Here is a 19,610-nt window from a genome sequence, read left to right as displayed (position 1 = left end):
CGACCCAGTTCCCTGCGCGGCCACGCAGCGCATCGACAGGAGAGACCCTCGTGCCGAAGTCACGTATCCGCAAGAAGGCCGACTACACGCCCCCGCCGGCGAAGCAGACGACCGATCTCAAGCTGAACAGCAGTTCCTGGGTCGCGCCGGTGATGCTGGCCCTGTTCCTGATCGGCCTGGCCTGGATCGTCGTGTTCTACGTCACCGACGGCCAGTTGCCCGTCAAGGATCTGGGCAACTGGAACATCGTGGTGGGCTTCGGATTCATCGCCGCCGGCTTCGGCGTCTCCACGCAGTGGAAGTAGCCCTGAACAGCGCTGAACAGCACGGCCTCGCCCCAGCCCTGCCCTGGACCGCCCGGCGGTTCAGGGCAGAGTTGTCCACCGGCTCCGGACAGGACTGTCCACCGAGTTATCCACAGGCATGTCCACAGCATGGGGAAAAGAAACGACGATCTGTGGATAACCTGCCGGAGATTGACGCCGGTGTGACAGAAGCACCAGCAACCGAAAGCACGTTCGCGCGCCGCTGACCTGCGGAAACACGGGACAGCGACAGGGGGCACAGATGTTCCTGCACACTGTGCACAAGATCCGGCACAGACTGTGGACAACCGGCGCTCAGGTGAGCTGGGCCGTCCTCAGCAGGGTCATCAACACGACCACGGCGAGAACCAGTGCACAGGTTCCATACTGGATCAGAGCCCGCCGCTCGCGCGAGGCGTGGACCATGGCGTACCCGATCGCCACACCGGCGACGAGCCCTCCGATATGGGCCTGCCAGGCGATGTTGAAGCCCGGGGTGAAGGTGAAGACCAGGTTGATCACCAGCAGGACGACGATCGGCCGTATGTCGTAGTCGAGCCGGCGCACCAGGACGGCCGTCGCACCGAACAGCCCGAAAACGGCGCCGGAGGCACCGAGCGAGGCCATGGTCCCCGGGACCAGCAGATAGGTCAGCGCACTGCCCGCCAGGCCCGAGAGCAGGTACAGCGCGAGATAACGGGCCCGCCCCAGGGCCTGCTCGAGCGGTCCGCCGAGCCACCACAGGCCGAGCATGTTGAAGCCCAGGTGCCAGATCTCCTCGTGTGTGAACACCGAGGTGACCAGGCGGTACCACTCGCCCTCGGCGACGCCCTCGACGGGGCTGGGCGGCGGCCAGGTCCCGATCAGCATGAGGTGGCCCAGCAGCGCCGGCCAGGCGTGCACCGCGATGAACACCGCGATGTTGATCCCGAGCAGGATCTTGGTGATCAGCCGGGGGTCCTCGGCGACGGTGCCGCCGGCGATCGTGCGGGGCGTCGAGGCGGCGGGTGCGGGTCCGCCTCCCGGGCCTCCTCCACGGACGCATGCGGGGCACTGGAACCCGACCGAGGCGCTGACCATGCACTCGGGGCAGATCGGGCGCTCGCAGCGGGTGCAGCGGATGCCGGTCTCGCGGTCCGGGTGGCGATAGCAGACCGGGAGACTGCGGGCGTCCTGCGGGCTCCCTGCAGCCTGGTCGTCCATGGGATCCCCTAGATCGTGTGGAAAAGCCCCGCCCCGCCCATCCTTACGGATGAGCGGGGCGATTGGTTCCCTCTGGGGGCTTTCGCACTCCTGAGGGGCAGGGCCGTACTCGGCCCTTGCGGTGTCCTCAGCCTTCGCGGATCTCGACCGACTCGATGACCACGTCGTTGACCGGGCGGTCGGTGCGCGGGTTGGTCTGCGTGGCCGCGATGGTGTCGATCACCTTCTGGCTCGCGGCGTCGGTGACCTCGCCGAAGATGGTGTGCTTGCGGTTCAGCCACGCCGTCGGGGAGACGGTGATGAAGAACTGCGAGCCGTTGGTGCCCGGTCCCGCGTTGGCCATGGCCAGCAGGTAGGGCTTGTCGAAGCGCAGGTCCGGGTGGAACTCGTCCTCGAACTGGTAGCCGGGGCCGCCGGTGCCGTTGCCCAGCGGGTCACCGCCCTGGATCATGAAGCCGCTGATCACCCGGTGGAAGACCGTGCCGTCGTAGAGCTTGTCCGTGGACTTGGCGCCCGTCTCCGGGTGGGTCCACTCCCGCTCGCCCTTGGCGAGCTCGACGAAGTTCTTGACGGTGATCGGCGCCTGGTTCGGGAAGAGCCGGACCTCGATGTCGCCGTTGTTGGTCTTCAGGGTGGCGTAGAGCTGATCAGCCACGATGTGCCTTCCGTTGTCTTTCCGTAACGCTCCGATCCTCGCACGGACGGGGCGTGCAGTCGCCCGTCACCCGTTCACAGGAGGGCAACAGGGCCGAACCGCTTGCAGAAAACCGGGTGAGTCCTTCCGTGGCGGGGGCACTCGGGAACGATCCGTGGCATTGTCGACGACAAGCTCCCGTTCTCCTGCATTCATCCGCTATTGCACTCGATCAGTGCCATCGGCACCCGTATGCCCCTCCGCGCATGCCCGGCATCGAGGGGGAAGGCATGATCCGTAAATGGGTGGACAGTCGAAAAACGTACGCCACCGAGGAGGAGGAACCGTGACCCGCATCGACAGCGTGCGCGCCGCGACTGATTCGGCGAAGGACAGCGTGCTCCATGCCGCGGAAGTGGTGGCGCCCTACGCCGACACGGCCAAGCTGAAGGCCGCGCACTACGCACAGGAGGCACGCGTACGGCTGGCGCCCAAGGTGACCCAGGCCGCGGGGCAGGCCCGCGTTCAGTACGGCGCCCATGTGCAGCCGTATCTGGAACAGGCCCGGAGCCACGTACCGCCGAAGGTCGATCTGGCTGCTCATGAGGCCGCCGTCCGGACCCGTAAGGCCGCCCAGCAGGCGGCGGACTACTCCCGGCCGAGGATCGAGCAGGCCAGGGCCGCCGCCGGTCCGGCGCGGGAGGAGGCCGCGGCCCGCAGTGCGGCGGTACTGGCCGCGCTGCGCGGTCAGGTCTCGGCCGAGCAGATCAACAAGCTCGTCCGCAAGCAACGGCGGCGCGCGAAGGCCGGGCGGGTCGCGAAGGTGATCGTGGTCCTGGGTGCCGTCGCCGGCGGCGCGTTCGCCGCCTGGAAGTGGTGGGACAAGCAGGCCAACCCGGACTGGCTGGTGGAACCGCCGGCCGCGACCGATGTCGGGGAGCCGGGCACGCTGTCGTCCGTGGACGGCAGCCGCGGCTCCAGCCTCGATCCCGAGGTGCGGGCGAAGGAGGCCGAGGAGGAGGCCGCCAAGCGCGACGAGCAGCCCTGAGGTTCGGGCGGCGCGGCATCCATCGTCTGCGGTGTCAACAGCCTGGCGGGGCGGGAGACTTCAACGTCTTCTGCCGCGCCGGGCTGTTTCACGTGAAACAGCCCGGTGAGCCCGGAGCCCTCGGTCCTGGAGCCCTCGGTCCCGGAGCCCTCGGTCCTGGAGCCCTCGGTCCCGGAGCCCTCGGTCCTGGAGCCCTCGGTCCCGGAGCCCTCGGTCCTGGAGCCAGGTCCCGGAAGGCTCTCCGGAGCCGCGCCGTCAGACCTCCGGAGCTGCCGAGCAAGAACCCCTCCCCCTGCTTCCGCAGGGGGAGGGGTTTCCTTGTGGAGCCTAGGGGAGTCGAACCCCTGACATCTGCCATGCAAAGACAGCGCTCTACCAACTGAGCTAAGGCCCCGTGTGGGAAGCGTCCACCAGGAACAAGCACATCCGGGTGGGCGCCGGAAACAAGAGTACCGGGTCCCCCGGGGGGTTCCGCAAAAAGATTGGGGGTCCCCGTGACCAACCACTCTCCGTAAGATGCTCGACGTGGTTCGCTACAGCGAACCACGGTTCTCGGGGAAGCGATGGGGAGACGCAATGGACGCCGCACAGCAGGAAGCCACCGCAAGAGCGCGGGAACTGCAGCGGAACTGGTACGGGGAGCCGCTGGGGACGCTCTTCCGTAAGCTCATAGACGACCTGGGCCTCAACCAGGCTCGTCTCGCCGGGGTACTGGGACTGTCCGCACCGATGCTGTCGCAGCTGATGAGCGGTCAGCGGGCGAAGATCGGCAACCCCGCGGTGGTCCAGCGGGTGCAGCTGCTGCAGGACCTGGCGGGCCAGGTCGCGGACGGCAGTGTCAGCGCGGCCGAGGCGACCGAGCGCATGGAGGAGATCAAGAAGTCGCAGGGGGGTTCGGTCCTCAGCAACACCACGCAGACGACAAGCAGTTCGGGCGCGCCCACGGTCAAGCGGGTGGTGCGGGAGATCCAGTCACTGCTGCGTTCGGTGGCCGCTGCCGGCGACATCATCGACGCCGCCGATGTCCTCGCCCCGACCCACCCCGAGCTGGCGGAGTTCCTCCGGGTCTACGGCGCCGGCCGCACCTCCGACGCGGTCGCGCACTACCAGTCCCACCAGAACTGATTCCCCCGCCGCAGTCGAGGCGGGGACGGAAGGGGTAAGCACAGAGGGGTAGGGCCAGGGGAGATCCCGCTGGGGGAGGAGCGACGCACAGCCATGGGTGAGGTCTTCGCCGGCCGGTACGAACTGGCCGACCCGATCGGGCGCGGGGGTGTCGGTGCCGTCTGGCGTGCCTGGGACCACCGCCGTCGCCGCTATGTGGCGGCCAAGGTCCTGCTGCAGAGCGACGCCCACTCCCTGCTCCGTTTCGTGCGTGAGCAGGCCCTGCGGATCGATCACCCCCATGTGCTCGCCCCCAGCAGCTGGGCCGCCGACGACGACAAGGTCCTGTTCACCATGGACCTGGTCGCCGGCGGTTCGCTGGTCCACCTCGTCGGCGACTACGGGCCCCTGCCGCCGGCGTTCACCGGTGTCCTGCTCGACCAGTTGCTGGCGGGGCTCACCGCGGTGCACACGGAAGGCGTCGTGCACCGTGACATCAAGCCCGCCAACCTGCTCCTGGAAGCCACCGGTACGGGCAGACCGCGTCTGCGGGTGTCCGACTTCGGTATCGCCATGCGGCTCGGTGAACCGCGCCTGACCGAGACCGACCTGGTGGTGGGCACGCCCGGCTATCTCGCGCCGGAGCAGCTGATGGGCTCCGAGCCGGACTTCCCCGCGGACCTGTTCGCGGTGGGCCTGGTCGCGCTGTACCTGCTGGAGGGCGCCAAACCGGACGCCAAGGCGCTCATCCAGCACTTCGCCGAGCACGGTACGCCCGGGGCTCCCCAGGGCGTACCCGACCCGCTGTGGCAGGTCGTGGCCGCCCTGCTGCAGCCGGACCCGCAGGCGCGGTTCCGTACGGCCACGGGGGCGCGCAAGGCCCTGGCCGCGGCCAGGGAGCTCCTCCCGGCGCCCGGCCCCGACGACGAGCTGGTCGAGATCTTCGACCAACTCGGCCCGCTCCCACCGGGTTTCGGCCCCGAAGGCCCGCTGAGGGCGGCTTCGGGCGTGCGCTCGGCCCCGAACCGTCCGGGAGGGGCGGGACAGCACCGGGAGAGCGGGGAGACGGACCGTCCGCCCGAGGCCGGAGCCGCAGGCGCCCTGCTCGGGACCTCCTGGCAGGGCGGCTCACCCTCCCGTTCCGAACCGGACCACGGCGGTGCCTCCTCCCACGGCGGTGAGGGCGGCCGCCCGGTTCCCGCGAGCCGGTCCACCGAGGACGGCGCCTCCGGCACCGCTCCGCCGCGTCAGCCCTCCATGTCGGACACCGGCAGCTTTCATCTGCCACCGCCCCGGGCCACGGTCACGTCCTCCCCCGTACCCGCTCGCCCGTCCCGCGCACCCGCCCCACCGGGGCAGGGGCAGGGGCGGGTGCCGGAACAGGCGCCGCACGCCCGGGCACAGCCCCAGGGCCTCACACCGTCCCAGCCCTCGCACGGCGCGCAGCGGGTGGTCCACGCCGACCGCACGTCCCCGCCCGACCGCATTCACCCGCTGCGCTCCCCCCTGGCCCCACCCTCGTCCCCGCCGTCGTCCCCACCCTCATTCCCGCCGTCGGCGTATCCCGGTTCCGCCTCGCATCGCGCCGATGCCCCGACTGCCGAGTACACCGCCCGCGACCCGCAGGCTCCGTCCTCGGACCCGGCGGTTTCACGGCACCGGGCGGCCGGTCGGCGACGACGGCGCCGGCCCGGCCCTCCCGCCCGTGTGGCTGTCCCTCTCCTGCTCCTGGCGCTGGTCTGCTACGCCGTGGGGTTGTGGGCCCTCACGCGGATCTGATGCCCGGGTCGTCCGGGGAGACGTTTCTCCGTCGAGCGGCCACCGTCCACACGGCGAGGCCCACCAGCAGTGCGCTGCCGGTTCCGATACCGCCCACCGCGAGCGCCGTCATCGCGGTGCCGTCACCCGTGGACCGGCCCCGGGCCGCCGCCTCGCGGTCCTGCGCGGTGACCTCGAAGACGCCCGCCGGGGCGGACTCCTCCGCGTACTCCGGCCCGTCCTGTGCCGCACCGCTGATCCGCACCCGCAGCGTCAGCGGGACGGGCCCGGCGCCGAAGTCGTCCGCCACCTCCGCCCTGAGGTGTGCGACGAGGTAGTAGGAGCCTGCGAAGCGCATCGCGCCGACCTGAGCGCCGGTGGCATGGCGATTGGCGTACGCGACGTGGGGGAGCGGGGGGAGGCTTCCCGTCTTCTGCCTGCCGTCGTAGCCGATGCCCACGTCAGCGACGTGCCCGCGTACGGGGTTGTAGAGGTCCAGGTCCAGGGCGGCGGGGACGAACCCGGTGCCGTCGGAGCTCGCGCTGCCCAGTTCGGCGGTGGCGTGGAACTGCCGGCCCCAGTCGACGGGAACCTGGTAGAAGAGCGTCTGGCCGGGCCGGATGTCGTCCCGCCAGACTCCCTCGTCGAGCGGGGTGGCCTCGGCGAAACCCGCGCCGCCCGCGCGTCGTTGCGCCTGCCCGGTGACGGGCCGGGGCGAGGCGGAGTCCCACTCCTCGGGCGCGGTCGTCACGCCGGCCCGTTCCAGCCGTGGTTCCGACACGGTGGTGAGTTCCAGCTCCCAGTCGTCGGGGGAGGCGCCCTTTCCGTCCGGATCGGCGCGTTCGACGATCACGTAGTACGTCCCGGCGTCCTGACAGAGGGACTTCCTGGGGGAGATCTCCCGCACGGCCGACGCGGCGACCGGGTGCGGACCGGCGGCGGCGCCGAAGGTCGCGGTGTCCACGTCGCAGGAGCGGCCGTCCGCGTCCTGCACGGACACCCTGACGCCGTCGATGACGGCGGCGCCGCCCCCGCCCGGGGGGACGGCGGTGGCGGAGACGTAGACGTTCGAGCCGGCGTCGAGTTCCAGGCGGTAGTGGATCCTGCCGCTTGCCGGAAGGGTGCTCCGGTAGGCCCGGCCGGCTTCCAGCCGTAAGGCGTCGGCAGTGCTTCCCGCCCCGGCGATCCGTTGCGCGCCCTCGGTGAAGACATACCCCTCAGGAACTCCAGGAGCCACGGAAGCAGCGCGGAGGGCCCCGAGGGTCCCGGCGTTCTCCACGTTCTCCACAGCCCGGGAAACCGCCTCGGCGGCCCCCGCCGGCGGGAGAGCGGCAGAAGCTCCGGCGGCGGCAGAGGCACCCGGCGCCCCCAGCAGCAGCACCGACGCGAGCGTCACCAGGCCCCCGCGCGCGGCAGCCGGCGCCCGGCCGCGCCCCGTCCGGGCGTGCCGCCCCCACCCCATACACCGCCGTCCCCTCACGCGCCACCCCTCGTCGTCGCCCGGACGTCGCACCGTGCCCCATCCTGCCCCGCGGAGGAGGCCCGTCGGCAAGGCTTCACGGCACACAAAACCCCGACCGCGAGCGCGGCCGGGGTCTGTTCAGCGTCGTATGTCGGTACTCACGAACCCGTGGGCACGGAGTCAGTCGCCTCCGTCCACAGGTCCTGCTCGGCGCGATCCGCCTGGATCTGGCGGTACACGAGGAGCCCGCCGATGGCGGCCAGTGCGACCAGGAGAAGCTTCTTCACCGCGCGACCTCGTCTTTCTTGACGTAGGGGACCTCTGGCGCCCGACTATACACACCGACCGATACCGATCAGTGACCTGTGTCGGCCGCGCAACTCCCCGTCCTTACCGTGCAGTAGGGGCGGAACGCACCGTCCGGACCAGAGGGTGACCGCATCCGGACAGTCGGTGAATTTGACCATCTCCCTCCGCTCTCTTTCACTTTTCTCCCCTCTTGCGACCATCCGGGTGGTGTTCATCTGAACATCGACGCGCCACGGATGTTGGTCCACCACTTCGCGGCCCACATACACATCATGAGGAAAGTACGCAAATCGCCCGACCCGAAAGTGAGGGGCCATGGCCCGGAACAAGGTCATGAAGCTGTGGACCGCCATCGTCACCGCCTTCCTCGCGCTGTGCACGGCGCTCGGCTTCGCCACCACCACCGCTTCCGCCGCGGTATCCCAGACCGAGACGACCCGCAACAGCGAGAGCGCCTCGGACACGGCGGCGCCGGCCACATCCGTCCGGCCCTGGTCCCGTACGGGCGCCCTGCCCCCCACGATGAAACAGCGCATCCGCGCGGAGGCCCACGGAGGATCCCCCAGGTGCCGTCACAGCCCGCTCGCGACCCCGGCCCCTGACCCGGCCCCCGCCTCCTGCTCCGACGACACCACGTCTCCCGCAGCACCCCGCACCGGCCACCTCCCGCTCCAGCGCTGAGCCGGTGGGCCTCGCTGGACCCCGCTCGGATCCCGCTCGGACCCCGCTCGGACCCCGCTGGGCCCGTGGAGGCCCACCGCACCATCACACCCCGATCGTGCCGTTTCCGGCTCCCCCGAAGTCCCGGCGAACTCGCGTACAGCCCCGACGGCACGCGAAAGGCCCGGTTGCTCGGCAACGAGCGACCGGGCTTTCCCCCTGCCCGCACCCGTCGAACGGTCCGGAGCAGGCGGAGCCCCACCCCGCCCCACCCCGCACACCGGCGCCCACGTCCCGTGCGAGGGCATGCAGAAGACCCCCCGGCCGGTATGGCCGGGAGGTCTTCTGTCGATGTGGGGCTAACAGGATTTGAACCTGTGGCCTCATCCTTATCAGGGATGCGCTCTAACCAACTGAGCTATAGCCCCGCCGCGCTCTGCGGTACGTGTCCCGCGCGCTGACTCCTGAAGATTAGCGCACGACCCGGGCAGTCCCAAAATCGGTTGTCCGGGGACCGTCAGAGCAGGCCGGGAAGCCTACGGGCTCCGCTCACTCGTCCTCGGCCAGCGTGAGTTCCACGCCGCCCACGAAGCCCGCGGAGAGGTTGTAGATGAACGCGCCGAGGGTCGCCAGAGCCGTTGCCAGGACGACGTCGATGACCGCGATGACCGTCGTGAACATCAGCACGTTGGGCAGCGACAGGAACGACTGGAGGTCGAAGCCGTTCGACTCGTTGGAGCCCGTCGCCTCGGAGATCGTGCCGCCGACCGTCGAGAAGACACCCATCGCGTCCATCACCATCCACAGCACCGCGGACGCGACGATCGTGCAGATGCCCAGGGCGATGGAGAGCAGGAAGCTGACCTTCATCACCGACCAGGGGTCGGCCTTGGCCACCCGCAGGCGCGCCTTGCGCACGCGCGGTGTGGTGCGCGCCCCGGTGCGCGGGCGGCGTACCGCGCCGCCCGGGCCCTCTGCCGTGCCGGCCTGCGCCTGGTAGGCCTGCGGCGGGTGGTACGGCCCCGCCTGCTGCTGCGACTGCCGTTCCCCCGGCAGCGGTGAGGCCGTAGGAGCGTCGGCGCCCTGTCCGGGCGCGTTCTGCTGAGGGCCTCGGGTGTCCGTCACAGTCCCCCCCTGGGATCCATGTCTGTCGGACGAAGGCGAGTCCTTGCCGGGCGACTTGATCGCTTTCAGGTTGGTCGTGTGCGGATCTGTCGCCCGCGTGGCAGAGCCACGGCCACCGCCGTCCGTACCCGTGCTGGTACCGGTCGACCCGGTGCCCGTGGCTCCGCTCACGCTGACTCACTCCTCGTGCTACTCGGACGAGGGCGCCTCACCCTCGTCCGTGCCGGTGGTCACGGCACCTTCGTCGGTCTCGTCCACGGCCACGTCGCCGTCGACTTCCTCCGCCTCGCGTCCCGCCTCGGCGTTACGTGCGATGCCGACCACGGCATCGCGCTTGCCCAGATTGATCAGTTGGACGCCCATGGTGTCACGGCCCGTCTCCCTGACTCCGCTGACCCGCGTGCGAATCACACCGCCCGACAGCGTGATGGCGAGGATCTCGTCGGTCTCCTCGACCACCAGCGCGCCAACGAGAGTCCCACGATCCTCGACGATCTTGGCAGCCTTGATGCCGAGGCCGCCGCGACCCTGGACGCGGTACTCGTCGACGGCGGTCCGCTTCGCGTACCCGCCGTCTGTGGCAGTGAACACGAACGTACCGGGTCGAACAACATTCATCGAGAGCAGCTCGTCCCCTTCGCGGAAACTCATGCCCTTCACGCCCGAGGTCGCACGGCCCATGGGCCGCAGAGTCTCGTCCGTCGCGGTGAACCTGATCGACTGTGCCTTCTTGCTGATCAGCAGTAGATCATCATCTGCCGAGACGAGTTCGGCTCCGATCAGTTCGTCGTCGGAACCGTCCTCCTGCTCCCGCAGGTTGATCGCGATCACACCGCCCGAGCGGGGTGAATCGTAATCCTTCAGCGACGTCTTCTTGACCAAGCCCGCCTTGGTCGCCAGAACCAGGTAGGGCGCCGCCTCGTAGTCGCGGATCGCGAGGATCTCGGCGATCGCCTCGTCCGGCTGGAAGGCCAGCAGGTTGGCCACGTGCTGGCCGCGTGCGTCCCGGCCGGCGTCGGGCAGCTCGTACGCCTTCGCCCGGTAGACCCGGCCCTTGTTGGTGAAGAACAGCAGCCAGTGGTGCGTGGTGGACACGAAGAAGTGGTTGACGATGTCGTCTTCCTTGAGCTTCGCTCCTCGTACGCCCTTGCCGCCGCGCTTCTGGGCCCGGTAGTCGTCGGTCCTGGTGCGCTTGATGTAACCGCCGCGCGTGACCGTGACGACGATGTCCTCCTCGGCGATCAGGTCCTCGATGGACATGTCGCCCTCATAGGGCACCAGCTTGGTCTTGCGGTCGTCGCCGTACTTCTCGACGAGCGCGGTCAGCTCCGCGCTGACGATCCCCCGCTGACGGATCGGGGAGGCGAGGATCTCGTTGTACTCGTCGATCTTCGCCTGGAGTTCGTCGTGCTCCTGGACGATCTTCTGGCGCTCCAGTGCCGCCAGCCGGCGGAGCTGCATCTCCAGGATCGCGTTGGCCTGGATCTCGTCGATCTCCAGGAGGTCCATCAGGCCCCCGCGCGCGATCTCCACGGTGTCGCTGCGCCGGATCAGCGCGATGACCTCGTCGATGGCGTCCAGGGCCTTCAGCAGGCCGCGCAGGATGTGCGCGCGCTCCTCGGCCTTGCGCAGCCGGAACCGCGTGCGGCGGACGATGACCTCGATCTGGTGGTTCACCCAGTGGCGGATGAACGCGTCCAGGGAGAGCGTGCGCGGGACGCCGTCGACCAGCGCCAGCATGTTGGCGCCGAAGTTGGTCTGCAGCTCGGTGTGCTTGTAGAGGTTGTTCAGGACGACCTTGGCGACCGCGTCCCGCTTGAGCACGATGACCAGCCGCTGGCCGGTACGGGACGAGGTCTCGTCGCGTACGTCCGCGATGCCGCCGATCTTGCCGTCCTTCACCAGGTCGGCGATCTTCTGCGCGAGGTTGTCCGGGTTGGTCTGGTAGGGCAGCTCGGTGACCACCAGGCACTGGCGGTTCTGGATCTCCTCGACCTCGACCACCGCGCGCATGGTGATCGAGCCGCGGCCCGTCCGGTACGCCTCCTCGATGCCCTTGCGGCCCACCACCAGGGCGCCGGTCGGGAAGTCGGGGCCCTTGATGCGCTCGATGAGCGCGTCGAGCAGCTCCTCGTTCGAGGCGTCGTGGTTCTCCAGGTACCACTGGGCGCCGGCGGCGACCTCGCGCAGGTTGTGCGGCGGGATGTTGGTCGCCATACCGACCGCGATACCGGCCGATCCGTTGATCAGCAGGTTCGGGAAGCGTGCGGGCAGGACGGTCGGCTCCTGCGAGCGGCCGTCGTAGTTGTCCTTGAAATCGACGGTCTCCTCGTCGATGTCGCGGACCATCTCCATCGACAGCTGCGCCATCTTGCACTCGGTGTAGCGCATGGCCGCCGCGGGGTCGTTGCCCGGGGAACCGAAGTTGCCGTTGGAGTCCACCAGCGGCATCCGCATCGACCACGGCTGCGCGAGGCGGACCAGCGCGTCGTAGATCGAGGAGTCGCCGTGCGGGTGGTAGTTGCCCATGACGTCGCCGACGACGCGGGCGCACTTGTAGAAGCCGCGCTCGGGGCGGTAACCGCCGTCGTACATGGCGTACAGCACGCGGCGGTGGACGGGCTTGAGTCCGTCACGGACGTCGGGCAGCGCACGCGAGACGATGACGGACATCGCGTAGTCGAGGTACGAGCGCTGCATCTCCGTCTCGAGCCCGACGGGCTCGACGCGCATGCCGGTCGCGTCCGCGTCCTCGAGAGGCGTGACGGGAGTGTTCTCGTCGGTCATTGCTGGTGAAGATCCTTCCTGGTGCGGTCAGCTGAGACCGACTCAGATGTCGAGGAAGCGGACGTCCTTGGCGTTGCGCTGGATGAACGCGCGGCGGGCCTCGACGTCCTCGCCCATCAGGACCGAGAACAGGTCGTCGGCCTGGGCGGCGTCGTCGAGGGTGACCTGGCCGAGGACGCGGTGCTCCTGGTCCATCGTGGTGATGCGCAGTTCCTCGGCGTTCATCTCGCCGAGGCCCTTGAAGCGCTGGACGGAGTCCTCGCGGATGCGCTTGCCGGCCTGGCGGCCCATCTCGATCAGTGCGTCGCGCTCGCGGTCGGAGTACGCGTACTCGAAGTCGTCCCGGCCCCACTTGATCTTGTAGAGCGGGGGACGGGAGAGGTACACGTGCCCCGCCTCGACCAGCGGCCGCATGAACCGGAACAGGAACGTCAGCAGCAAGGTGTTGATGTGCTGGCCGTCGACGTCGGCGTCCGCCATCAGGATGATCTTGTGATAGCGGAGTTTCTCGATGTCGAAGTCCTCGTGCACCCCGGTACCGAACGCGGAGATCATCGCCTGGATCTCCTGGTTCTGCAGGATCCGGTCGATGCGCGCCTTCTCGACGTTGAGGATCTTGCCCCGGATCGGGAGGATCGCCTGGTACTGCGGGTTCCGGCCGGACTTGGCCGAACCGCCGGCGGAGTCACCCTCGACGATGAAGATCTCGCACTTGGTGGGGTCGTTGGACTGGCAGTCGGAGAGCTTGCCCGGCAGGGAAGCCGACTCCAGCAGGCCCTTGCGGCGGGTCAGGTCGCGGGCCTTGCGGGCCGCCACCCGTGCGGTGGCCGCCGCGATGCCCTTGCGGACGATGTCCGCGGCCTCGTTGGGGTTGCGGTCCAGCCAGTCGTTGAGGTGTTCGTAGACGACCTTCTGGACGAAGGTCTTCACCTCGGTGTTGCCCAGTTTGGTCTTGGTCTGGCCCTCGAACTGGGGCTCGCTCAGCTTGACCGAGATGATCGCGGTCAGTCCCTCGCGGATGTCGTCACCCGTGAGGTTGTCGTCCTTCTCACGCAGCAGCTTCTTCTCGCGCGCGTACTTGTTCACCAGGTTGGTGAGCGCCGCGCGGAAGCCCTCCTCGTGCGTGCCGCCCTCGTGGGTGTGGATGATGTTGGCGAAGGAGTACACGCCCTCCGTGTAGCCGCCGTTCCACTGCATGGCGAGCTCGAGGGACAGCTGCCTGTCCTTGTCCTCGGCCTCGAGGTCGATCACGGTGGGGTGCACCGGATCCCCCTTGCGGGAGTTGAGGTACTTCACGAAGTCGACGATGCCGCCCTCGTAGTGGTACGAGACGCTCTTGACCTCGTACTTCTCGTCCTCACCCGCCTCGTCCGCCCCGGCGGTGGCCTTCGCCGACTCACGCTCGTCGGCGAGGTTGATCCGCAGTCCCTTGTTGAGGAACGCCATCTCCTGGAAACGCCGGGAGAGCGTCTCGAAGGAGTAGTCGGTGGTCTCGAAGATGTCCGGGTCGGCCCAGAAGGTGACCGTGGTCCCGGTCTCCTCGACCTCCTCGTGACGGACCAGCGGGGCCGTGGGGACGCCCATCTTGTAGTCCTGCGTCCAGCGGTGGCCGTCACGCTTGATCTCGACGGAGATCCTGCTCGACAGGGCGTTCACCACGGACACGCCGACGCCGTGCAGACCACCGGAGACCGCGTAGCCGCCGCCGCCGAACTTGCCGCCCGCGTGCAGCACGGTCAGCACGACCTCGACGGCCGGCTTGTTCTCCGAGGGGACGATGTCCACCGGAATGCCCCGGCCGTTGTCGACGACCCGGACGCCGCCGTCGGCCAGGATCGTCACGTCGATCGTGTCCGCGTGCCCGGCCAGCGCCTCGTCGACGGAGTTGTCGACGACCTCCTGCACCAGGTGGTGCAGGCCTCGCTCACCGGTCGAACCGATGTACATACCGGGTCGCTTGCGGACCGCGTCCAGGCCCTCGAGGACGGTGATGGCACTGGCGTCGTACGAGGCGGTGACCTCGCTGTCGAGGCCGGTCGCCTCGCTGTTCACGCCGGTGTCGGTGGACGGGATGTTCTCGTTGGGGTTGCCGGAATCGGCCACGAAGCGCCCTTTCTGGCACACCACGAGCCAGGCTCGGCGGCGGGTTGCCGGAGCGGCTGCGGCATGTTGCGTTGGTAAGCCTTGATCAGCGTTGCTCAGCTTTTCCCGGGCGGTCCCCACGGTCGGGGCGGGATTGCTTCCAGTCTACCGGTAGCTCTGACATTGATGGGGGTTTGCCGGTGCCTGAGTCCGCATGTGCCGCCCTCAACCGGTCTCGTCCGACTCCCGGTATGCGGATGGGGGCTCCAAGAGGCTCACGAGGGCACCCAGCGCTTCTGACCGTCAACCCTTGGCTACTTAGGAGTCAGGTGGCGATTCCGCACCCCGCCCGGCCGTACGACGAAAGGGGCGCCAGGGGACCGAACGCACTCCCGGAAGGTCCCGGTGTGAGGTCGATCACCTTGGTGCGGACGGCCCGGAACAGGGCTTCAGGTCACCCGTACGTGTCCCCGGGACCCGTGCTCCCGGGAGCCCGCAGAGGGCCGTAGCGGCGTGCGGGACCACCCGGTCCACTGACCTTGATCAGCCTCACCGTGCCGTGGCCCAGGTCCTCGTTCAGCCGGGCGACCAGGGTCGGGGCGAGCAGCCGCAGGTTCGTCGCCCAGGCCGTGGAGTCGCAGCGCACGAACAGCACCCGCTCGTCCTCGTCGTAGCGCTCCGGTTCACAGTGCTTGGCCACGTCCTCACCGACGATCTCGGGCCAGCGCCCCATCACCCCGCCCACTGCGGCCGGGGCCTCCCAGCCGCGCTCGGTGAGCAGCCGGTTGATCGCCGCACCGAGCGCCATGGGATCGCGCCGGTCGCCGCGCGCGCCGGAGCGCAGGCCACCGCGCCGTGCCTGCTTCTTCTGCTGCGCCGCGTCCCCCCGCGCGCGTGCCGCCTCCCTGGCCGCGCGCAACGCCACCCGCGCCAGGTCGACCCCCGAGGGCTCGGGAGCCGCTCCGGGCGCCCCCGCGGGGGCGTCGTCGGGCCGGCCGGGCTCGCTCATACCCGCCGCACCGTCCCCTCGGCCACGACGAACCGCGTCCCCGACAGCGCGTGGGGGACGTCGTCGTCGACGGCCGCGGTCACCAGGACCTGCTCCCCCGGAGCGACGAGCTCGGCGAGGCGCTCGCGGCGGCGCGCGTCCAGCTCGGCGAAGACGTCGTCGAGCACCAGAACCGGCTCGTTGCCCTCGGCCCGCAGCAGGTCGTAGGAGGCCAGGCGCAGCGCCAGGGCGTAGGACCAGGACTCGCCGTGGGAGGCGTAGCCCTTGGCCGGCAGCTGACCGAGCTTGAGCAGCAGATCGTCCCGGTGCGGGCCGACCAGGGTGACGCCCCGGTCGACCTCCTGCTTGCGCGCCTCGGCGAGAGCCGCCGACAACTGCTCGAACAGGTCCTCGCGGGTGTGCGCCTCACCGGGCGCCGACGGCTTGTACTCCAGGGCGACGGGCCCGCCGCCCGGCGCGAGCTGTTCGTACGCCTTGTCGGCGAGCGGCTGGAGCGCGGCGATCAGATCCAGCCGCCGCGCCAGCAGTTCGGCACCCGCACGCGCGAGATGCTGGTCCCAGACGTCGAGAGTGGACAGGTCCATGGTGCGCCCGGCGTGCCGACGGGCCAGTGCGGCCGACTTCAGCAGCGTGTTGCGCTGCTTGAGGACCCGGTCGTAATCGGAACGGACGCCCGCCATCCGCGGGGAACGGGCCGTGATCAGATCGTCCAGGAAGCGGCGCCGCTCGCCGGGATCGCCCTTCACCAGGGCGAGGTCCTCGGGCGCGAACAGCACGGTGCGGACGATCCCCAGCACGTCCCGGGGTCTGACCTGCGAGGACCTGTTGATACGGGCGCGATTGGCGCGGCCCGGGTTCAGCTCGAGCTCGACGAGCTGCTGCCGCTCGCCCTGCCGGACCTGGGCCCGGATGATCGCGCGGTCGGCGCCCATGCGCACCAGCGGGGCGTCGGAGGAGACACGGTGGCTGCCGAGTGTGGCGAGGTAGCCGACCGCCTCGACGAGGTTCGTCTTGCCCTGCCCGTTGGGGCCGACGAAGGCCGTCACCCCCGGGTCGAGCGGGACCTCGACCCGGGGATAGGAACGAAAATCGGCCAGCGACAGATGCGTGACGTGCATGGTCGTGCGCCGACCTCCCCCGGCGTTGTGGACCGTCGTACGGTCCTGCGGACGGCAGCCAGGGGTGTCCCGTGACTGCTTCTCCTGCTGTGCTGTGGCCTCTGTCGGCCGCTCTGTGGACTACTTCTTCTCGACCGCGTGGCCGCCGAACTGGTTGCGCAGCGCCGCGATCATCTTCATCTGCGGCGAGTCCTCCTGGCGGGAGGCGAACCGCGCGAACAACGACGCGGTGATCGCCGGCAGCGGGACCGCGTGGTCGATCGCGGCCTCCACAGTCCAGCGTCCCTCACCGGAGTCCTGTGCATAACCCCGGAGGTTGTCCAGGTGCTCGTCCTCGTGGAGTGCGTTCACCGCGAGATCGAGGAGCCAGGAGCGGATGACGGTGCCCTCCTGCCAGGAACGGAAGACCTCCCGGACGTCGGTCACCGAGTCGACCTTCTCCAGGAGCTCCCAGCCCTCGGCATAGGCCTGCATCATCGCGTACTCGATGCCGTTGTGGACCATCTTGGCGAAGTGGCCCGCGCCGACCTTGCCCGCGTGCACCGAGCCGAAGTCGCCCTCCGGCTTGAGGGCGTCGAAGACCGGCTGCACCTTGGCGACGTTCTCCTTGTCGCCGCCGTACATCAGCGCGTAGCCGTTCTCCAGGCCCCAGACGCCGCCGGAGACACCGCAGTCGACGAAACCTATGCCCTTGGCCGCCAGTTGTTCGGCGTGCTTCTCGTCGTCCGTCCAGCGGGAGTTGCCGCCGTCCACGACGACGTCACCGGGCTGGAGCAGCTCGGCGAGCTCGTCGATGGTCGACTGCGTCGCCCGGCCGGCCGGCACCATCACCCAGACCACGCGCGGACCCTCGAGCTTGCCCACGAGTTCTTCCAGGCTGTGGACGTCGGCGAGGTCCGGGTTGCGGTCGTATCCGACGACGGTGTGGCCCGCGCGGCGGATCCGCTCACGCATGTTGCCGCCCATCTTGCCGAGGCCGACGAGACCGAGCTCCATCAGTTGTGTTCCTTAGGTTGCGACGTGGCATGGCGGCACGGACGTGCCGCGGCACTTACGTACCGACACGACCCTAAACCCGGGCGCTCATGCACATCTGTGGGCATACGCGCTCATGCGCACGCCCTCACCTGCGGCTTCGCTCACGGCCACTTCCGGGCCCGGTGCTGACCGGTCTCGTCGGCCGGTCTCACCGACCGGTCTTCACGATCCGGTGTCCACCGGGCCCGGAAGGACTGTGCACAACTGTGGACTGCCGGGGCAGCCGCGGACGGGTGCGGTGCGGCGTCAGCCGCTGAGCCGCACCGGCATGATCAGGTACTTGTAGGCGTCGTCCGCCTCCGCGTCCACCGCGGGCCTGCCGCTGAGCAGCGCGGGCTTGGTCGACGTGGTGAACGACAGCTGCGCCACCGGGGAGTCGATGGCGCTCAGACCGTCCAGCAGGAACGTCGGGTTGAAGGCGATCGAGATGTCATCGCCCTCCAGCTGGGCGTCGACCCTTTCCACAGCCTGTGCATCGTCACTGGAGCCGGCCTCCAGGATGAGCACACCCTGCTCGAAGCTGAGCCGCACCGGGGTGTTGCGCTCGGCCACCAGGGCCACGCGCTTGACGGCCTCCACGAAGGGGGCGGTCTCGATGACGGCGACGCTGTTGAACTCGGTCGGGAACAGCGTGCGGTACTTCGGGAGGTCGCCCTCCAGCAGCCGCGTGGTGGTGCGGCGGCCCGCTCCCTCGAAGCCGATCAGGCCCTCGCCCGCGCCCGAACCGGACAGCGCGAGGATCACCTGGTCGCCGCTGGTCAGTGCCTTGGCGGTGTCCAGGAGCGTCTTCGCGGGCACCAGGGCGACCGCCGAGGCCTCCGGGTCCTCCGGCTTCCACAGGAACTCGCGCACCGCGAAGCGGTAGCGGTCGGTGGAGGCCAGCGTCACCGTGTCGCCCTCGATCTCGATGCGGACACCGGTCAGGACGGGCAGGGTGTCGTCCCGGCCGGCCGCGATGGCGACCTGCTGCACGGCGGACGCGAAGACCTCACCGGGGACGGTGCCCGTCGCGTTCGGCATCTGGGGCAGGGCCGGGTACTCCTCCACCGGCAGGGTGTGGAGTGTGAACCGCGAGGAGCCGCACACCACCGTCGCCCGTACACCGTCCGTGGAGATCTCCACCGGCCGGTTGGGGAGCGCGCGGGAGATGTCGGCGAGCAGACGGCCCGAGACGAGGACGGTGCCCTCCTCCTCGACCTCGGCCTCCACCGAGACCCGCGCGGAGACCTCGTAGTCGAAGCTGGACAGGCTCAGCTGCCCCTCCTCGGCCTTCAGCAGCAAGCCGGCGAGGACCGGCGCCGGCGGACGGGCCGGGAGGCTGCGCGCAGCCCAGGCCACTGCCTCCGCGAGTACGTCGCGTTCCACCCGGATCTTCACCGTAAGCCGCCTCCTGCTGTTGCCGGCGTTCTCACGCCCTGCTTCGCCTTCGTCGTCTGCCTGGGTGTCGTCGGCCTCTGTGAGGGAAGGACACCGAGGACCAGTCTGACGCACCGCACTGACAGTAGGTGCCCCTCGGGGTCAAGTCGTGATGAGCGGCAGTCGGCGTCGAACCGGCGAGTTGTGCACAGGACCCCCTTCGAAACGAATTCCTCGCTCTCTCTAGTTGGAAGTAGTAGTAGGGCCTGTGGATACCGTGGATAACCTCGTTTTCCCAGCTCAGGGCCAGTATTTTGTCCACCGGGCCTGTGGGTGGAGGCGGTGGACAACTCGAGGGTTCTGTGGAGAACAAAAAGTTCTGCACACTCCGTCCCCAGGGAGGGGCGAGTTCTCCCCAGCTCCGTCCCCAGGTTTGCCGGTCTTTCCCACAGGCCGCCTCGGCACCTTGCTGTGACGCCTTTCACTCGACCCGGTGAGGAGGCGCGTGGCGTTGCCGAACAGTGGACAGGCGTGTGGAGAAGCGCCTGATCATTGGGGACAACTGGCCTCAGCCTGTGGGTTGCCGGTGGAAAACTTTGTCCACAGCCTGTG

Annotated in this window: 16 protein-coding genes and 2 tRNA genes; 5 read left to right on the top strand and 13 right to left on the bottom strand. The window is 69.3% G+C overall.

Features of this window, described 5'->3' with window-relative positions:
* Positions 1 to 50 precede the first annotated feature (50 nt).
* Positions 51 to 305, top strand: a complete 255-nt coding sequence (gene crgA / locus ACWEQO_RS04270; protein WP_361459881.1) for a cell division protein CrgA — start codon at positions 51 to 53, stop codon at positions 303 to 305.
* Positions 306 to 620: 315 nt separating this feature from the next.
* Here crgA and ACWEQO_RS04265 read toward each other — a convergent pair whose 3' ends face one another.
* Together ACWEQO_RS04265 and ACWEQO_RS04260 are read right to left on the bottom strand one after the other, a co-directional pair.
* Positions 621 to 1,508: a rhomboid family intramembrane serine protease gene (locus tag ACWEQO_RS04265; RefSeq protein ID WP_452978708.1), complete on the bottom strand. Its 888-nt coding sequence runs from the start codon at positions 1,506 to 1,508 to the stop codon at positions 621 to 623.
* Positions 1,509 to 1,635: 127 nt separating this feature from the next.
* Positions 1,636 to 2,163, bottom strand: a complete 528-nt coding sequence (locus ACWEQO_RS04260; protein ID WP_109376611.1) for a peptidylprolyl isomerase — start codon at positions 2,161 to 2,163, stop codon at positions 1,636 to 1,638.
* Positions 2,164 to 2,488: 325 nt separating this feature from the next.
* Here ACWEQO_RS04260 and ACWEQO_RS04255 point away from each other — a divergent pair, with 325 nt between their 5' ends.
* The gene (locus ACWEQO_RS04255) at positions 2,489 to 3,190 is read left to right on the top strand and encodes a DUF5324 family protein (protein WP_361459879.1); all 702 of its coding nucleotides are present in this window, start codon (positions 2,489 to 2,491) and stop codon (positions 3,188 to 3,190) included.
* A gap of 321 nt (positions 3,191 to 3,511) precedes the next feature.
* Here the strand turns inward: ACWEQO_RS04255 and ACWEQO_RS04250 are convergent.
* A tRNA-Ala gene (locus ACWEQO_RS04250) sits at positions 3,512 to 3,584 on the bottom strand.
* A gap of 182 nt (positions 3,585 to 3,766) precedes the next feature.
* Here ACWEQO_RS04250 and ACWEQO_RS04245 point away from each other — a divergent pair.
* Positions 3,767 to 4,315 carry a DNA-binding protein gene (locus tag ACWEQO_RS04245; protein WP_279334976.1) on the top strand — a complete coding sequence of 183 codons (549 nt, stop codon included), beginning with the start codon at positions 3,767 to 3,769 and terminating at the stop codon, positions 4,313 to 4,315.
* Positions 4,316 to 4,408: 93 nt separating this feature from the next.
* Positions 4,409 to 6,073 carry a serine/threonine protein kinase gene (locus ACWEQO_RS04240; protein ID WP_452978704.1) on the top strand — a complete coding sequence of 555 codons (1,665 nt, stop codon included), beginning with the start codon at positions 4,409 to 4,411 and terminating at the stop codon, positions 6,071 to 6,073.
* Here the strand turns inward: ACWEQO_RS04240 and ACWEQO_RS04235 are convergent.
* Positions 6,060 to 7,514 (bottom strand): hypothetical protein, encoded by a 1,455-nt coding sequence (locus tag ACWEQO_RS04235; protein ID WP_452978701.1) that lies wholly within the window; start codon positions 7,512 to 7,514, stop codon positions 6,060 to 6,062. The two genes, ACWEQO_RS04240 and ACWEQO_RS04235, sit on opposite strands and share 14 nt — an antisense overlap.
* A 158-nt stretch (positions 7,515 to 7,672) precedes the next feature.
* Complete coding sequence (locus tag ACWEQO_RS04230; protein ID WP_003999697.1) at positions 7,673 to 7,801, bottom strand: DLW-39 family protein; 129 nt, start codon at positions 7,799 to 7,801, stop codon at positions 7,673 to 7,675.
* Positions 7,802 to 8,138: 337 nt separating this feature from the next.
* On the opposite strand from ACWEQO_RS04230, the gene ACWEQO_RS04225 reads away from it, so the two are divergent.
* The gene (locus tag ACWEQO_RS04225; RefSeq protein WP_361459876.1) at positions 8,139 to 8,504 is read left to right on the top strand and encodes a DUF6344 domain-containing protein; all 366 of its coding nucleotides are present in this window, start codon (positions 8,139 to 8,141) and stop codon (positions 8,502 to 8,504) included.
* Between the two features lie 333 nt (positions 8,505 to 8,837).
* Here ACWEQO_RS04225 and ACWEQO_RS04220 read toward each other — a convergent pair.
* The 8 genes from ACWEQO_RS04220 to dnaN form a co-directional block, all read right to left on the bottom strand.
* A tRNA-Ile gene (locus tag ACWEQO_RS04220) sits at positions 8,838 to 8,911 on the bottom strand.
* Positions 8,912 to 9,032: 121 nt separating this feature from the next.
* A complete protein-coding gene (locus ACWEQO_RS04215) occupies positions 9,033 to 9,779 on the bottom strand; it encodes a DUF3566 domain-containing protein (RefSeq protein WP_361459875.1) in 747 nt (248 codons plus the stop codon).
* Between the two features lie 18 nt (positions 9,780 to 9,797).
* Positions 9,798 to 12,395: a DNA gyrase subunit A gene (gyrA, locus tag ACWEQO_RS04210; protein WP_361459874.1), complete on the bottom strand. Its 2,598-nt coding sequence runs from the start codon at positions 12,393 to 12,395 to the stop codon at positions 9,798 to 9,800.
* A 42-nt stretch (positions 12,396 to 12,437) separates the two neighbouring features.
* A complete protein-coding gene (gyrB, locus tag ACWEQO_RS04205) occupies positions 12,438 to 14,498 on the bottom strand; it encodes a DNA topoisomerase (ATP-hydrolyzing) subunit B (protein ID WP_361459873.1) in 2,061 nt (686 codons plus the stop codon).
* A 433-nt stretch (positions 14,499 to 14,931) separates the two neighbouring features.
* On the bottom strand, positions 14,932 to 15,486 hold the full coding sequence (locus tag ACWEQO_RS04200; protein WP_361459872.1) for a DUF721 domain-containing protein: 555 nt from the start codon (positions 15,484 to 15,486) through the stop codon (positions 14,932 to 14,934).
* Positions 15,483 to 16,604: a DNA replication/repair protein RecF gene (recF, locus tag ACWEQO_RS04195; protein WP_361459871.1), complete on the bottom strand. Its 1,122-nt coding sequence runs from the start codon at positions 16,602 to 16,604 to the stop codon at positions 15,483 to 15,485. The genes ACWEQO_RS04200 and recF overlap by 4 nt, the downstream gene beginning before the upstream one ends.
* Positions 16,605 to 16,724: 120 nt before the next feature.
* On the bottom strand, positions 16,725 to 17,600 hold the full coding sequence (gnd, locus tag ACWEQO_RS04190; protein ID WP_452978694.1) for a phosphogluconate dehydrogenase (NAD(+)-dependent, decarboxylating): 876 nt from the start codon (positions 17,598 to 17,600) through the stop codon (positions 16,725 to 16,727).
* A gap of 288 nt (positions 17,601 to 17,888) precedes the next feature.
* Positions 17,889 to 19,019: a DNA polymerase III subunit beta gene (gene dnaN / locus ACWEQO_RS04185; RefSeq protein ID WP_109376586.1), complete on the bottom strand. Its 1,131-nt coding sequence runs from the start codon at positions 19,017 to 19,019 to the stop codon at positions 17,889 to 17,891.
* Positions 19,020 to 19,610 lie beyond the last annotated feature (591 nt).

The organism is Streptomyces sp. NPDC004051, from assembly GCF_053604275.1.
The sequence above is the reverse complement of the archived record's forward strand: the minus strand, read 5'-3'. Positions and strand labels throughout refer to the sequence as shown.